The organism is Acuticoccus kalidii (genome assembly GCF_021556395.1).
Classification (GTDB): domain Bacteria; phylum Pseudomonadota; class Alphaproteobacteria; order Rhizobiales; family Amorphaceae; genus Acuticoccus; species Acuticoccus kalidii.
Map to the genome: position 1 here is coordinate 334,798 of NZ_JAKGCS010000024.1, position 15,160 is coordinate 349,957.

16 protein-coding genes are annotated in these 15,160 nt (G+C 65.0%); 9 read left to right on the top strand and 7 right to left on the bottom strand.

Annotated elements, in window-relative coordinates:
• Positions 1 to 179 precede the first annotated feature (179 nt).
• The 7 genes from urtA to L1787_RS15100 all read left to right on the top strand — a co-directional run bounded on the left by urtA (position 180) and on the right by L1787_RS15100 (position 8,236).
• Positions 180 to 1,475, top strand: a complete 1,296-nt coding sequence (urtA, locus tag L1787_RS15070; protein WP_235709652.1) for an urea ABC transporter substrate-binding protein — start codon at positions 180 to 182, stop codon at positions 1,473 to 1,475.
• A gap of 52 nt (positions 1,476 to 1,527) precedes the next feature.
• A complete protein-coding gene (gene urtB, locus L1787_RS15075) occupies positions 1,528 to 3,492 on the top strand; it encodes an urea ABC transporter permease subunit UrtB (RefSeq protein ID WP_235709653.1) in 1,965 nt (654 codons plus the stop codon).
• On the top strand, positions 3,489 to 4,700 hold the full coding sequence (gene urtC / locus L1787_RS15080) for an urea ABC transporter permease subunit UrtC (protein WP_235709654.1): 1,212 nt from the start codon (positions 3,489 to 3,491) through the stop codon (positions 4,698 to 4,700). The genes urtB and urtC overlap by 4 nt, the downstream gene beginning before the upstream one ends.
• A complete protein-coding gene (urtD, locus tag L1787_RS15085; RefSeq protein WP_235709655.1) occupies positions 4,697 to 5,437 on the top strand; it encodes an urea ABC transporter ATP-binding protein UrtD in 741 nt (246 codons plus the stop codon). Before urtC ends, urtD begins: the two co-directional genes overlap by 4 nt.
• Before the next feature lies 1 nt (position 5,438).
• On the top strand, positions 5,439 to 6,134 hold the full coding sequence (gene urtE, locus L1787_RS15090; RefSeq protein ID WP_235709656.1) for an urea ABC transporter ATP-binding subunit UrtE: 696 nt from the start codon (positions 5,439 to 5,441) through the stop codon (positions 6,132 to 6,134).
• Positions 6,135 to 6,231: 97 nt separating this feature from the next.
• Positions 6,232 to 6,936 (top strand): SDR family oxidoreductase, encoded by a 705-nt coding sequence (locus tag L1787_RS15095; RefSeq protein WP_235709657.1) that lies wholly within the window; start codon positions 6,232 to 6,234, stop codon positions 6,934 to 6,936.
• Between the two features lie 193 nt (positions 6,937 to 7,129).
• Positions 7,130 to 8,236: an ATP-dependent DNA helicase gene (locus L1787_RS15100; protein ID WP_235709658.1), complete on the top strand. Its 1,107-nt coding sequence runs from the start codon at positions 7,130 to 7,132 to the stop codon at positions 8,234 to 8,236.
• 288 nt (positions 8,237 to 8,524) lie between these two features.
• Here the strand turns inward: L1787_RS15100 and L1787_RS15105 are convergent, their stop codons facing one another.
• From L1787_RS15105 to gloA, 4 genes are all read right to left on the bottom strand, one after another.
• On the bottom strand, positions 8,525 to 8,731 hold the full coding sequence (locus L1787_RS15105) for a hypothetical protein (protein WP_235709659.1): 207 nt from the start codon (positions 8,729 to 8,731) through the stop codon (positions 8,525 to 8,527).
• Between the two features lie 360 nt (positions 8,732 to 9,091).
• The gene (locus L1787_RS15110) at positions 9,092 to 9,544 is read right to left on the bottom strand and encodes a secondary thiamine-phosphate synthase enzyme YjbQ (protein WP_235709660.1); all 453 of its coding nucleotides are present in this window, start codon (positions 9,542 to 9,544) and stop codon (positions 9,092 to 9,094) included.
• The gene (locus tag L1787_RS15115; protein WP_235709661.1) at positions 9,541 to 10,008 is read right to left on the bottom strand and encodes a hypothetical protein; all 468 of its coding nucleotides are present in this window, start codon (positions 10,006 to 10,008) and stop codon (positions 9,541 to 9,543) included. The genes L1787_RS15110 and L1787_RS15115 overlap by 4 nt, the downstream gene beginning before the upstream one ends.
• A gap of 92 nt (positions 10,009 to 10,100) precedes the next feature.
• A complete protein-coding gene (gene gloA, locus L1787_RS15120; protein ID WP_235709662.1) occupies positions 10,101 to 10,517 on the bottom strand; it encodes a lactoylglutathione lyase in 417 nt (138 codons plus the stop codon).
• Between the two features lie 375 nt (positions 10,518 to 10,892).
• On the opposite strand from gloA, the gene L1787_RS15125 reads away from it, so the two are divergent.
• Complete coding sequence (locus L1787_RS15125; protein WP_235709663.1) at positions 10,893 to 11,684, top strand: hypothetical protein; 792 nt, start codon at positions 10,893 to 10,895, stop codon at positions 11,682 to 11,684.
• 38 nt (positions 11,685 to 11,722) lie between these two features.
• Here the strand turns inward: L1787_RS15125 and L1787_RS15130 are convergent, their stop codons facing one another.
• From L1787_RS15130 to hemN, 3 genes are all read right to left on the bottom strand, one after another.
• Positions 11,723 to 12,295: a disulfide bond formation protein B gene (locus tag L1787_RS15130; RefSeq protein WP_235709664.1), complete on the bottom strand. Its 573-nt coding sequence runs from the start codon at positions 12,293 to 12,295 to the stop codon at positions 11,723 to 11,725.
• 2 nt (positions 12,296 to 12,297) lie between these two features.
• Positions 12,298 to 12,453, bottom strand: coding sequence for a DUF5993 family protein (locus L1787_RS15135; protein WP_235709665.1), 156 nt, complete (start codon positions 12,451 to 12,453; stop codon positions 12,298 to 12,300).
• Between the two features lie 144 nt (positions 12,454 to 12,597).
• Positions 12,598 to 13,968, bottom strand: coding sequence for an oxygen-independent coproporphyrinogen III oxidase (gene hemN / locus L1787_RS15140; RefSeq protein WP_369415101.1), 1,371 nt, complete (start codon positions 13,966 to 13,968; stop codon positions 12,598 to 12,600).
• Positions 13,969 to 14,296: 328 nt separating this feature from the next.
• Here hemN and L1787_RS15145 point away from each other — a divergent pair, with 328 nt between their 5' ends.
• A complete protein-coding gene (locus L1787_RS15145) occupies positions 14,297 to 15,145 on the top strand; it encodes an SDR family NAD(P)-dependent oxidoreductase (protein WP_235709666.1) in 849 nt (282 codons plus the stop codon).
• The last annotated feature ends 15 nt before the right edge of the window (positions 15,146 to 15,160 follow it).

The following is a 15,160-nucleotide window of genomic DNA, read 5'->3' on the forward strand; positions in this document are numbered from 1 at the left end:
CAACTCCCTCGGACCACGTCGCCCGGCGGCCGTGCGCGGTACATTACGGCGCCGATGCGGCGACGGGATGACCCGTTCGTGACGCGACCTCGGCGTGCAGACCGGCCAGTTGGCAATCGAATTGCATCACCGACCCTGAGTTGCTCACCCGTGGAGTTGCTCTTCAGAGGAGAGGACAAATGCAACAAAAGAAGACCCTGTGCGCCCTTCTGACCGCCGCCGGACTCGGCACGTTCGGTCTCGCCGGTCCCGCCGCCGCGCAGCAAGAATGCCCGATCAAGGTCGGTATCCTCCATTCGCTGTCCGGCACGATGGCGATCTCGGAGACGACGCTCAAAGACACGATGCTGATGCTGATCGATCAGCAGAACGAGAAAGGCGGCCTTCTCGGCTGCGAGCTCGAATCCGTCGTCGTCGACCCCGCGTCCGACTGGCCGCTGTTCGCCGAAAAGGCGCGGGAGCTCCTCACCGTCCACGATGTCGACGTGATCTTCGGCAACTGGACGTCGGTGAGCCGCAAGTCCGTGCTCCCGGTGATCGAGGAGCTGAACGGTCTTCTCTTCTACCCCGTCCAATATGAGGGCGAGGAAAGCTCCAAGAACGTCTTCTACACGGGTGCCGCGCCGAACCAGCAGGCAATCCCCGCGGTCGACTATTTCCTCGAGGAGTTGGGCGTCGAAAAGTTCGCACTCCTCGGCACGGACTATGTCTATCCGCGCACCACGAACAAGATTCTCGAGCAGTACCTGAAAGACAAGGGGATCGCCGAGGCGGACATCTTCGTCAACTACACCCCGTTCGGCCACTCCGACTGGTCGAAGATCGTCTCAGACGTCGTGGCGCTCGGCGCGGACGGCAAGAAGGTCGGCGTGATCTCGACGATCAACGGCGACGCCAATGTCGGATTCTATAAGGAGCTCGCCGCCTCGGGCGTGTCCGCGGACGATATTCCGGTCGTCGCCTTCTCGGTCGGCGAGGAAGAGCTTTCCGGTCTCGACACCTCCAATCTCGTCGGCCACCTCGCCGCATGGAACTACTTCCAGTCCGCCGACACGCCGGAGAACGAAGAGTTCGTCGCCGCGTGGAAGACGCGCATGGGTGACGACCGCGTCACCAACGACCCGATGGAGGCGCACTATATCGGCTTCAACATGTGGGTGAACGCGGTCGAAGCGGCCGGCACCACCGATGTCGACGCCGTGTCCGAGGCGATGATCGGCCAGGAGTTCCCGAACCTCACCGGCGGGATCGCGAAAATGCTGCCGAACCATCACCTCGCCAAGCCCGTGCTGATCGGCGAGATCCAGGACGATGGTCAGTTCGACATCATCAGCCAGACCGAAGAGGTCGACGGCGATGCGTGGACCGACTTCCTGCCCGAGTCCGCGGTTCTGATCTCCGACTGGAAAGATCTGAAGTGCGGGATGTACAACACCGAGACGAAGACCTGCGTGCAGATCAAGTCGAACTACTAAGTCCGGCCATCCAATGCAGGGGACGGAGGGGGTGACCCCTCCGTTTATCATCATGCTCCGATCACTTTGCCTCGCCCTCCTCTGCCTATCGGTGCCGTTGCTCGGGCCCGCCTGCGCGCAGCCCGCCCCGACGCCGATCGAGGAGATCCTTCTTCAGAACTCCGACCTCATCGAGGAGAGTTCCCGCCGCACGATCGAGCCCGCCATCGCGGCGCTCAGCGAAAGTGGCCTGCCAGAGGCGGCCGACGTCATGATCATGTGGCGCGACAAAGAGCTTTGGCGGCGCAAATCCGACGGACGCTTCTTCCGCATCGAACCGACCGACGATCGCGACACCTATTTGATGAAAAGCCTCGTCACCGGCGAGGAGATCGGCCCGATCGGTCGGCGCGATGTCGACCAGATCAAACCCAATAGCGGCATTCGCGGGCTGATCGACGGCGCGCTCGTCCAGTTCCAGCTCACCGACCCGAACCCGTCCGTCCGCCGCGCGAGCCTCGATTCCCTCGCGCGTGATCCGAGCGCCGACCAGCTCCCCATTTTGCGGCGCGCGATTAAAAATGAGGCAGAGCCCGGAATAAAGGCACAGATGGCGCGGATCGAGCGCCTCCTCACTGTGCGTTTCGATGAGGATATCGAGGCTCGGATCGAGGCGATCGAGAGTTTCGCCGGCGATCTCGGCGTCGATGTGCGCGCGACGCTCAATCCGCTCCTCACCACGGTGCGCAAGGCGATCCGAGAGGATCCTGACACGGAGAATGTCGCGGCGACGCTGACGCCCGGCACCGACGCCTTTTCCTACGATGCCGCCTATGACTTTCTCGTCTCGCAGGATCTCGCCCCGAAGACCATCAACGCCGCGGCGCGCGACGCCGCCATCGTCGCGAACATCGAAAATGGCAGTGTCGCCGGCATCCCCGTCGCGACGCTCGACACCCGCCTTGCGCGCGATGCCGCCTATGACAAGCTGACCGAAAACGGCGCAGTGAGCCCCGCCCTCACCGAGGCCGAGCGCGAAGACCTCGTCGACACGTTCAACTTCTTCGACGCCTACCGCGAGGATCCGCAAATCACCGAGGCCGTCCTCGGCACCATCGGCGCGATCAACACCAAGGTGCGCCTCAACGAGATGGCGGACCTCTCGCTCGATGCGCTCAGCCTCGCCTCGATCTACTTTCTCGCGGCGATCGGCCTTGCGATCACCTTCGGCGTGATGGGCGTCATCAACATGGCGCACGGCGAGTTCATCATGATGGGCGCCTACACCGCCTACGTGGTGCAGCTCTTCATTCCCGATCGCACATTGTCGATCATCGTCGCGCTGCCGCTCGCCTTCCTCGTCACCTTCGCGGCCGGCGTGATCCTCGAACGGCTCGTCATCCGCTGGCTCTATCACCGTCCGCTCGAAACGCTGCTCGCCACCTTCGGCGTCTCGATCGCGCTCCAGCAGCTCGCGAAGAATATCTTCGGGACCCAGGCCCGCCCCCTCACCGCCCCCGACTGGCTGGGTGGCCAGCTCGTCTTCAACGACGTCGTCGCAATCTCCTATATCCGCATCGCGATCTTCGTCCTCGCGATCGTCTTCTTCGTTCTCCTCCTCTTCGTCCTCAACAGGACCCGCCTCGGCCTCGAGGTGCGCGCGGTGCGGCAGAACCCGCGCATGGCGTCCTCGATGGGCATCGACCGGGAGCGGGTGAACATGCTGACCTTCGGCCTCGGCTCCGGCATCGCCGGGATCGCGGGTGTCGCGATCGGTCTCTTCGCCAAGGTCACGTCCGAACTCGGCCAGGCCTACATCGTGCAGAGCTTCATGACCGTCGTCGTCGGCGGCGTCGGCAACGTCTGGGGCACGCTCGCCGGCGCGACGCTGATCGGCTTCCTCCAGAAGGGGATCGAGTGGTTCAACCCGTCCAACACGCTGGCGGCACAGACCTACATGATCGTCTTCATCATCATCTTCATCCAGTTCCGGCCGCGGGGCATCGTCGCCCTCAAAGGCCGTGCCGCGGAGGCATGATGCGCACTCGCTCCGTCATCTATCAGCCGCACGTCATCGTCGTCCTGTCGCTGCTCGTCGTCTTCACGGTCGCCATCGTCTCCTTCTCGGAGGCGGCCGGCGGCTTCCTGTCGACGAGCCTCGTGAAGACGCTCGGCATGACGCTCTGCCTCTGCCTCGTCGCGATCGCGATGGACCTCGTCTGGGGCTATACCGGCATCCTGTCGCTCGGCCATTTCGCCTTTTTCGGCCTCGGCGGTTACATGATCGGGATGTGGCTGATGTACGCCCGCACCGAGCAGATCGTGATCGAGGCGGCCGCCGGCGCACCCCTTCCCCCCACCCCGCAGGAGATCCAGGACGCGATCGGCACGCAGATCTTCGGCGTCGTCGGCGGTTCGGACATTCCGGCGATCTGGATGTTCGCCGGGAGCCTGCCGATCCAGCTCCTTCTCGTCGTGCTGGTGCCCGGCGTCCTGGCGCTGATCTTCGGCTGGCTCGCCTTCCGCAGCCGCGTCACCGGGGTCTATCTGTCGATCCTCACCCAGGCGCTGACCCTTGCCCTCTCGCTCTATCTCTTCCAGAACGAGAACGGCCTGCGCGGCAATAACGGCCTGTCCGGCCTCCAGATCATTCCGGGCGCGGAGGACGTGCCGCAATCGCGCATCTCGGTCTATTTCTTCGTCGCCTCGGCCGTCGCCCTCGGCCTTGGCTATGTGCTCTCGGCCTGGCTCGTCTCCGGCAAGTTCGGCTCCATCATCCGCGGCATCCGGGACGACGAGGCGCGCGTTCGCTTTCTCGGCTATTCGGTGGAGCACTATAAGCTCTTCGTCTTCACGCTGACGGCGGTGATCGCGGGGGTCGCGGGCGCGCTTTATTATCCGCAGGCCGGCATCATCAATCCGGCGGAGATGGCGCCGATCGCCTCGATCTATCTCGCCGTCTGGGTGGCGATCGGCGGGCGGGGCCGGCTCTATGGCGCGGTGATCGGTGCAGCGTTCGTCTCGCTCCTGTCGACCTGGTTCACCGGCGGCCGCGCGCCCGACATCAATCTCGGCTTCTATACGATCCATTGGGTCGACTGGTGGCAGGTCCTTCTCGGCCTCTCCTTCGTCGTGATCACGGTCTACGCCCCGAAGGGGATCGCCGGGATCTTCGACGTCCTGAGCCGCCCGGCGAAGACCTCCGCCCGCCCGGTCAAGACGGCCGAGAAGGCGCGCGCGTCATGAGCACCCTCCTCGAAGTCTCCGCCGTCTCCGTCTCGTTCGATGGCTTCAAGGCGATCAACGACCTCTCCTTCGACATCAACGAGGGCGAGCTTCGCGCGATCATCGGCCCGAACGGCGCCGGCAAGACCACCTTCATGGACATCATCACCGGCAAGACCCGGCCCGACAAAGGCAAGGTCACCTGGGGGGAGACCAACATCTCGCTCCTGCGCAAGACCGAGGCGCAGATCGCGCGCCTCGGCATCGGCCGGAAGTTTCAGCGCCCCACCGTGTTCGAGGATCAGTCGGTGTTCGACAATCTCGTCATGGCGCTGAAGAAGGACCGCGATCCCGTGAGCGCTCTCTTCTACAAGCGCTCCACCGTCGACATCGACCGGGTCAACGCGCTCGCGGCGGAAATCAACCTGTCGAGCCAGTTGCAGCGCAAATCGGGCGAGCTCTCGCACGGCCAGAAACAATGGCTCGAGATCGGGATGCTCCTTGCCCAGGATCCGCGCCTCCTCCTCGTCGACGAGCCGGCCGCCGGCATGACCGTCGCCGAACGGCGGCACACCACCGATATCCTGCGCGAGGCGGCGACCACACGCGCCGTCATCGTCGTCGAGCACGACATGGACTTCGTCCGGCAGCTCGATTGCCGCGTCACCGTGCTCCATGAGGGTTCGGTGCTCGCGGAAGGCTCGCTCGACCACGTCACCAACGATCCGCGCGTGATCGAAGTCTATCTGGGGCGCTGACATGCTGACGATGAAAGACGTGTGCCTCCATTATGGCCAATCGCAGATCCTCTACGACGTCTCGATCGATGCGGCGGTCGGCAACGTCACCTGCGTGATGGGCACCAACGGTGTCGGCAAGACGAGCCTCCTCAAGACGATCGCCGGCACGCATCACCGCTCCCACGGCCTCTACAGCCTCGACGGGGAAGAGATCGGCAAACCCGCGCCGCACATCCTCGCTCACAAGGGAGTCGCGGTCGTGCCGCAGGGGCGGGACATCTTCCCCCTCCTCACGGTGAAGGAGAACCTCGAGACCGGCTATGCCTGCCTGCCGCGCGGCGCGCGCAAGGTGCCGGGCGAGATCTTCGAGCTCTTCCCCGTCCTCAAGCAGATGCTGGGCCGGCGCGGTGGCGATCTGTCCGGCGGCCAGCAACAACAGCTCTCGATCGCCCGCGCGCTGATCACCAAGCCGAAGCTCCTTCTGATGGACGAGCCGACCGAGGGCATCCAGCCGAACATCATCAAGCAGATCGGCGAGGTCATCAAATATCTGCGCGATCAACGCACGATGGCGATCGTCCTCGTCGAGCAATATTTCCAGTTCGCCTACGACCTCGCCGACGAGTTCGTCGTCCTGGAACGCGGCGCGGTCACGCTGACGGGCGACAAGAGCGCCATCACCGAAGAGCGATTGCTCGAGGCCGTCTCGGTCTGACCGCCGCGATCTCGGGCCTCGTCGCCTTGCCGCGCGCAACGTCTTCGCCTTCGCGCGGGGCTCTGCTACCAGCCCCTTTTTAATAAGGGGGACGGACATGGCCGAAAACAAAGTCGCGTTGATCACGGCGGGGGGAAGTGGAATGGGAGCGGGCGCGGCGCGCCGGCTCGCGGCGGACGGCTTTTCCGTCGCGATCCTGTCCTCGTCCGGCAAGGGGGAGGCGTTGGCGAGCGAGCTCGGCGGTGTCGGCGTCACCGGGTCGAACCAGTCGGCCAAGGATCTGGAGCGCTTCGTCGAGACCGTGATGGACCGCTTCGGGCGGATCGACGTCCTCGTGAACTCCGCCGGCCACGGGCCGAAGGGCGCCGTCCTCGAAATCGGCGACGACGACTGGCACACGGGGCTCGACGTCTATCTCCTCAATGTCGTGCGTCCGACCCGGCTCGTCACACCCATCATGCAGGCGCAGGGCGCGGGTGCGATCATCAACATCTCGACCTTCGCGGTGTTCGAGCCCGATCCCCTCTTCCCGACCTCCGGCGTCTTCCGGGCCGGCCTCGCCGCCTTCACCAAGCTGTTCGCGGACAAGTATGCGGCGGAGAATATCCGCATGAACAACATCCTGCCGGGCTTCATCGACAGCCTGCCCGAGAAGGAGGACCGCCGCGCCCGTATCCCGATGGGACGCTACGGCACGACGGACGAAATCTCCGCCCTCGTCGCCTACCTCGCTTCCGACGCCGCGGCCTATATGACGGGCCAGAATCTGCGCATCGACGGCGGTTTGACGCGCTCGGTCTGAGGCGGCCACATTGCCCCGCCGCCGCCCTCGCCTTGTCGCGAGGCGGCCGCGGCGCGCCCCTCTCGCGCCCTCGCCGGCGTGGGCCACCAAGGCGGATCGCGGGCCGGCGCGGGGGTTATGCGCGGCGTCCACTCGATGTACACCTTTTGGACCGACCGTTTGGCCGCGCCCACCAGGAATCGATGACGCTGCGATGACCCGTTCCGAACTCACCGCCGAACAGGATGCCGCCCTCAAAGCGGTCGATCGCTGGCTGAAGGATCCGGACGCGCGGCAGTGGTTCTATCTCGCGGGCTATGCCGGCGTCGGCAAGACCTTTCTCGCCAAGCGTTTCGCCGAGAGCGTGTCGGGCCGTGTCCTCTACGGTGCCTTCACCGGCAAGGCCGCGCAGGTGATGCGCACGATGGGCTGCACCGGCGCGACGACCATCCACTCGATGATCTACAGCGCCCGCAACGATGACGGGATCACCAACTTCGTCCTCAACAAGGACAGCCCGGTCGAAGGCGCCGCCCTCGTCATCATCGACGAGGTGTCGATGGTGGGCGAGGAGCTTGCCCGTGATCTCCTCTCGTTCGGAGCGCGCATCCTTGTGCTCGGCGATCCGGCGCAGCTTCCGCCGGTCCAGGGACAAGCCTATTTCACCTCCGGCGAGCCGGACGTGATGTTGACCGAGATCCACCGGCAGGCGGCGGAGAATCCCATCATCCGCCTGTCGATGGACGTGCGCGAAGGGCGCGGCCTCAGCCACGGCGTCTATGGGGAGAGCAAAGTCGTCTCCCGTCAGGCGTTCGACGGCGAAGACGCCCGCTCCGCCGACCAGATTCTTGTCGGGCTCAACCGCACCCGCACGCGCTACAACACGCGTATGCGCGAGATTCTCGGCTTTTCCGATCCGATGCCGCAAGTCGGCGACCGGCTCGTGTGCCTTCGCAATCGTCACGCGAAGGGACTTTATAATGGGAGCCTATGGTCGGTTCACGCCGTCAAGAAGGCGCTTCGTTCCGGCATCAAGCTCCATGTCCGCTCGGCCGATGCGGAGGCGACGAATGTCCGCATCGCCGTCAACGCGCATCGCTTCCCCTTCGAGGGGCGGGCGAACGAGATTCCCGTCTCCGAACGGCACGATTACGACCAGTTCGATTACGGCTATGCGCTCACCGTCCATAAGGCGCAGGGTTCGCAATGGGACACGGTGTGCCTCTTCGACGAATCCTTTGCCTTTCGCGACGATCGCGCCCGGCATCTTTACACCGCGATCACCCGCGCCGCCGAACGGATCACGGTCGTCGCCGGTTGAGCCCGTGCCGAACCTGGCACCGGATCATCGGCACGGTCACCGGCGCAGTCACCGGCACCGTACATAGGTTCGCCGCCGCGACTGGCGGCGCCTGCAGCACGCCCGCACTGGAGAGCGCATAAACGCATGCGGTCCATTGAAGGCAGCGCCACAATTGAGCCCTAATCGGACAACGGCACTCGAACAAAATCAATACAACTAGATCGATTGCCCAGATGCAACTTTACATCCGCCCTATTCGGTAATCCGAGCCCTTCCCTCGCTCCCCATTGCGAGGTTCGCAGACGCTCAGCCGACTCTCTCCGCCTCGCCGATGCGGCGGCGAAGAGCGCAATTCACGAAATCGAAAATACGCTCAACGCCAGCCAAACCGCAGCTTGCGATCTTATATTCGATTGCCGCCTCAAGCTCACGATCGATCGCGAGCTCGAGTTCTCCCCCCACCTCGAACGCCATATCCGGCGACGACAAGGCTGCTTCAGAATGTGCCACCATAGAAACACCAATCACCCTGCGCGAACATCGACCCAACATAGAGACAATTCAGGAACGCAACCAAGAGTAACATGAGCCGAACAAAGTCTGCAACTTTAAAACCGCCATGCACGGCGCCCTACAAAATCCTCAAATAAGGGGATTTTTTATGCATGAAACTGTAAATTTTGACCTCGATCGCAGCGAAATGCTCTCGTAATAGACGATGAGCGACACAAAACGGTCACATCACAATCATCCATCGATGCATGAATGCAATGATGGATTGCCGATATACGAGCCGCGCAAGCAAAGGCGTCTCGATAGTCGCCAACAAAAAATGCGAAATTTCCAAAACGGCCGGAAAAAACGGTTGCCGGCCTAACGCCCCAGATAGGAAAGCCGCACCGTTCGGTCGTGCCGGCCGACCCGATGCTCGATCAAATAGATCGCCTGCCACGTGCCGAGTTCCAGCCCCGCATCGCCGACAGGCAATGTCAGCGTCGTGTCAGAAAGCATCGCCTTGATATGGCCCGGCATATCGTCGGGCCCTTCGAGCGTGTGGCGATAACGGGCCTCTTCCGGGGCAAGCCCCGCGAGCGCGGTGAGGAGGTCGCGCTGCACGTCGTCGTCGGCATTCTCCTGGATCGTCAGCGAGGCGGTGGTGTGCGCGACCATGAGGTTGAGGACGCCGTCACGGGCGCCGATCTCGGAAAGCCAGCGCGAGCACGCCTCGGTCAGGTCGAAGAAAGCCTGACGCCCGGTCGAAACGGTCAGCGTGCCCTTGACGAGACGGGACAGGCTCGTCTCGCCGTCGGTGCGGACGCGGATCATTGCACCTCATCGGAGGTCAGCGCGTCGTAAAGATTGCGGAAGCGCCGCACCGCATATTCGGTGACGTCGATCGCCTCGTCGATCCCGCGCCGCGCCTCGGAGCGCAGACGCACGCTCGCCGCCTCGTCTGCCGCCTTGTCGGCGTCATAGCCCTCGACGAGCGCCCCGATCTCATTGAGGCGGCGCTCCAACTCCGTGACGCGCGCCTTGAGGGAGGCGTTCTCGTCCGCGAGCGCCGTCGCCGCCTCCCCCCGCGAAAGCGGCACGGGCGCGACCACCTCGTTGCAGCGCCAAGCGCCGCCATCGGCCTCGGCGCACAATTCGATCGCCCCGGTCACCCGGTCGAGACGCAGAACCGTCTCGCCGACCGGCACGATCTGAAAGCGCTCCGCCGTCTCGGCGAAGGCCGGGGACGCGACCATCACCGTCGCGAGGGCCGCGGCCGAAAGGATACGCTTCGTCATCGTCGTCCTCCTTGATCGGACGGCCGGGCCCGGTGGCAGCGCCGGACCACGGGCAAGGCGCGCCGGCTGGAGCGCCGACGCGTTCACCGTCTTCAGGCGAAAGTCTTGGTGTCGAGGTCGATCAGCTCGACCTTGTAGCCATCGGGATCCTCGATGAAGGCGATGTGCGTCTTGCCGTGCTTCATGGGGCCGGGCTGACGGGGAATGTTTGCGCCCGCGGCCTCGAGCCCCTTGCACACGGCATAGATATCGCGGACGCCGATCGCGATGTGGCCGTAGCCGGTCCCGATCTCGTAACCGTCATCATTGTCCCAGTTGTAGGTCAGTTCGAGAACGGCCGTGTCCTTTTCCGGGCCGTAGCCGAGAAAGGCGAGCGTGAATTGCCCGCCCGGAAAGTCGTCACGGCGCAGCAGCGTCATGCCCAGAAGGCGCGTATAAAAATCGATCGATTTGTCGAGATCCTTGACGCGCAGCATGGTGTGCATGAGCTGAAAGTTCGAGCCGTCCATAAAAATCGTCCTGTTTCTTCGTGATGGTGCCGACGGCCCTCGGGCCGCTCCTCCCCAAAGGCGGGCCGCCTTTGAGCGCGACGCCGCTTTCGTACCGGCGGCGGCGCCGTCGCCATTTTAACAAGCGCCGCCGAAAAAGACACTGGCCCGCGGGGCGCGCGTGCGCCGCGCCGTCACCGCAACGATGAAGATGCGGCAAGCTATTCCGCTCAAATGCAATTCTTTTTTCTATCAGTCTCTCCACCATGACAGCGCCGACTGCGATCTTCCCGATAGTGTATCCGAACGGATACAGGAACAGGCCAAGCTCTGTGGCAGATTATGCGGCGTTCTCTACACGTGAGACTGCGAGAGCAATCAAAGGACGCAAACACTGTGAAACTCTTTCGTTCCTTCGGGATACTTCTTCTGGCGGTGGGGATCACCCATGCCGCCGATGCGGCGGACCTCGGTGCGCCGCCCCCCGAGCCGGAACTGCCTGCGTCGGCGAAGGATTGGCAGTTCGCCATCGCCGCGTATATTTGGGGAGCCGGCTTGGACGGTACGGTGGGTGTCGGAAGACTTCCCCGTGCTCACATCGATATGAGCTTCGGCGACATTCTCAGTGACCTTGATTTTGCAAGTTTTACGTCCGCCGAACTTCGGTATCGCCGTTGGATTGGCTTCATGGACCTTCAATATGTGAAGATCACGCCATCCGCGACGACGCCCAATTCGATCCTGACCGACCGCGTCAAGCTGCGCAGCGAGACGCTGTCCTGGATCTTCGCCGGCGGCTATCGCGCCTATGACGGCGACCGTATCCAGGTCGACGCCCTCGCCGGCGGCCGCCTCTGGAGCGTGTCGAACCGGGTGTCGGTCTCCGGCGGGCTCCTCGGCTCGCGCTCGCGCGAGTTGACCGAAACTTGGGTCGATCCGATCATCGGCCTCAAAGCCCGCGCCGACCTGAACCCCAATTTCTACGTCCTCGGCTGGGGTTTCGTCGGTGGCTTCGGCGTCGCCTCCGACATCGACTGGGACGTGCTCGGCGCACTCGGGTGGTCCCCGAAGGAGAACTTCTCGCTCCTCGTCGGCTACCGCGCCCAGGGCGTCGATTATTCGACGTCGAGCTTCGAGTTCGACGTGATCCAGCATGGCCCCGTCATCGGTGGCATCTTCCGCTTCTGAGCGGGATCGGCGCCGGGCGAGCCCCGGCGCCTCCTTCGTCAATTGGCGGAGCGGTCGGCCCAGCGCTCCATCAGGGCCTCATATCCCTCGTAGCTCGTGGGATTGTCCGGGCAGAGGCCGGTGCCGCACTCGGCGAGCGTCGACACGCCGTTGCCGAACGCCACCAGAAAGAACAGCACCGTCGCGAGCAGCCCCATCGGCGAACGGAAGGACCCGCCGATCCCCGGCCGCGGGCGGAACACCAACATGATCCCCGCGCCGACCAGCACCAGGGCGAACACGATGAACGCCCAGGTGTAGAAATGCAGCCCGAACACCGGATCGCCATAGGCGCCCGTGCCCGGAACGACATGCAGCGCGACCTGGCGCAGCGCCACCGCGCCCCCCACGACCGCGCCGAGGATCATCAGCCCATAATGCCGGGCCGACGGGCCGAAGATCACGTTGAGCGCGAGGCCCGCGCCGACGATGCAGAAGCCGACGCGCTGCAACAGGCAGAGCGGGCACGGCAGATCGCCGCCGACGAACTGGTCATAAAAGGCGAAGAGGAGGATGCCGGAGATCGCGAAGAGCGCGAGGATATTGAGGGCGTGAGCGAAACGTTCGGGCATGATCAAAGCGCAATGTCGAGAGCGTCGGTCGCATGGAAGCGGAAGAGGACGAGAAGGACGACGACCGAGATCAGCGTCATCGCGATCGCGCCGACCCGCAAGCCGCACCAGGCGAGCACCACCGCCAGGGCGCTCGTGAAAAATGGAATGCTCATCATCGCCGGCTCACCTCGTCGCTCCCGCGTCCGGCCGGCCTGGGGTCGGCCAGCCACGGCGAACCTACGGGGGCCGAGCCGCGTCCGGCAAGGCGAGCTGCCGATCCAACGCCGGTTCCACACCGGAGATTGCGCGATGAAGGCGCCTCAGACCGCGCGTGAATGGCGCCCGGCGCCGGTTCCCCGATAGGCGTCGAATGCGCTCGCGAGAAGGCGCACGAGGGGCCGGCCTGCCTCGGTCGCCCGGAGGTGGCCCGCGTCGAGCCGCGCGAACCCGTCGGCGATCAGGGGCGCCAGTGTGGCGATCGCCTCGTCCGCCCAACCCTCCACGGCCGCATGGGCGGTGCCGATCGCGCCGAGATCGGCCTCGCCGGTGCACATCAACGCCTCGATCACCGCCGCGCGGAGCCGGTCCTCCTCGCTGAGCGCGACGCCTTTGGCGATCGGCAAGCGCCCCTCCCCGACCGCGCGGGACCAGGCCCCCGTCTCGCCGATATTCTGCACATAGCCGGACGGGGTGCGGCCGATCGAGGTGGCGCCGATCCCGAGGAGCGTCGTCGCGCTGTCGGTCGTATAACCCTGGAAATTGCGGCGGAGCGTGCCCGAGCGGGCGGCCTGCGCCAACGTGTCGTCCGGGCGGGCGAAATGATCGAGCCCGATCGCCGTCATGCCGCCTGCGACGAGCGCGGCGGCGGCGGCCTCGGCCTGCGCGATCCGGGCGGTAGCGCCGGGCAATGCCGCCTCGTCGATGAGGCGCTGTTTCTTCGCCATCCACGGCACGTGCGCATAGCCGAAGAGCGCGACGCGGCTCGGGCCGATCTGGAGCGCGCGGGCGACGGTCGAAAGGAGCATGTCGCACGTCTGGTGCGGCAGGCCGTAAACAAGATCGAAGTTGACGCTCTCGATCCCCGCCGCGCGCAGCCACCCGGTCGCCGCCTCCACCATTTCGGGCGGCTGAACGCGGTTGATCGCGGCCTGGACCGCCGGATCGAACTCCTGGACACCGAAGCTCGCGCGATTAAAGCCTGTCGCGCCGAGCGCATTCGCCATGCTGCGATCGAAGGTGCGCGGATCGCATTCGATCGCGATCTCGGCGTCGGCGCGGATGTCGAAGCGGGCGGCGACGGCGTCCATCACGCGCGCAAGCTCCGCCTCGCTCAAGACCGTCGGCGTGCCGCCGCCCCAATGCAGATGGGAGATGGCGAAGCGGCCGGGGAGCCTCTCCGCGAGGAGGGTAAGCTCGGCGAGAAGCCCGTCGACATAGTCGGCGACGGGTGTGCGGCGGGGGCCGACGAGCTTCATGTTGCACCCGCAATACCAACACACCTGCCGGCAGAACGGCACATGAAGGTAGAGCGAGACCGGCGCGGCGGGATCGAGCGCGGCCAGCCATTCGCCATAGCGCGCCGCATCGATGCCGGCGTGGAAGTGCGGCGCGGTCGGGTAGCTCGTATAGCGCGGCACGGCCATCATCGAATAGCGGGCAAGGGTCGCCGACATCGCTGTCTCCTCGAACATGCGGCGCGTCCGAGAGACGGCCGGCGGAAGCGGCTCGCCTCCGCCATCGGCCTTGGCACGGGCCGTCTTCGGCTTCGTTGACCCGGATCAACCGGATCCTGCGCGCACGGACGAGGTGCCGCACGCGCGGCGCATGGCCTCGTCACCCCGTCGATCAAATTGCGGCGCGGGGCTCGACGGAGCCGGCCCGAGGGACCAATCTGCGGGCCGCCCGCGGCCCGGCCGACGGATGGCCCGCGCCATGTCGCGCGCCGTCGCCGGGCGACGATCGTGGGCCTTCCCGTCAGGCAACGCCCGACGACACGGCCGAATGAACAAGGAGAGTCTCATGCCGAACGCAGCCCTCAATCGCGGTTCCGTCGCCGTCATCACAGGCGGAGCGCAGGGGATCGGTTTGGCCGCGGCGAAGCGCTTCGCCGAGCGTGGTCTGAAGGTCTGCATCGCCGACATCGATCCGGACGCCCTCGAGGCGGGCGCCGCCGCGCTCGGCGCGATCGCCGCCGGCGGCGCAGACGACGTGATGACGGCGACGGTCGATGTCGGCAAGGTCGACGCGGTCAAGGCGCTCGAAGAGGCCGTCACCGCCCGCTTCGGCGGTACCGACATTCTCATGAACAATGCCGGCATCCAGCCCGGTAGCGGCATCTTCGGCCCCGCCGAGGCATGGACGCGCATTCTCGACGTCAATCTCTGGGGCATCATTCACGGCGCGCAGACCTTCGTGCCCAACATGATCGCGCGCGGCAAACCCGGCATCGTCATCAACACAGGCTCGAAACAAGGGATCACCACCCCGCCGGGCGATCCGGCCTACAATGTCGCGAAGGCCGGCGTGAAGGCCTTCACCGAAGCGCTGGAGCACGAGTTGCGCAACACTGCCGACGGGCGGATCAGCGCCCATCTCCTCATCCCCGGCTTCGTCTATACCGGCCTCACCGCGCGCGGACGGACGGAAAAGCCCGAAGGTGCATGGACGCCCGAGCAGACCGTCGATTTCATGATGGAACGCCTCGACGCCGGCGACTTCTATATCCTTTGCCCGGACAACGACGTGCCCCGCCCGGTCGACGAGAAGCGCATCTTGTGGGCGGCGGGCGATATCGTGGAGAACCGCCCGCCTCTGTCGCGCTGGCATCCCGATTATCAAGAGGCGTTCGCCGCCTTCCTGAAGGGCTGAGATGCGCGGGGGGAA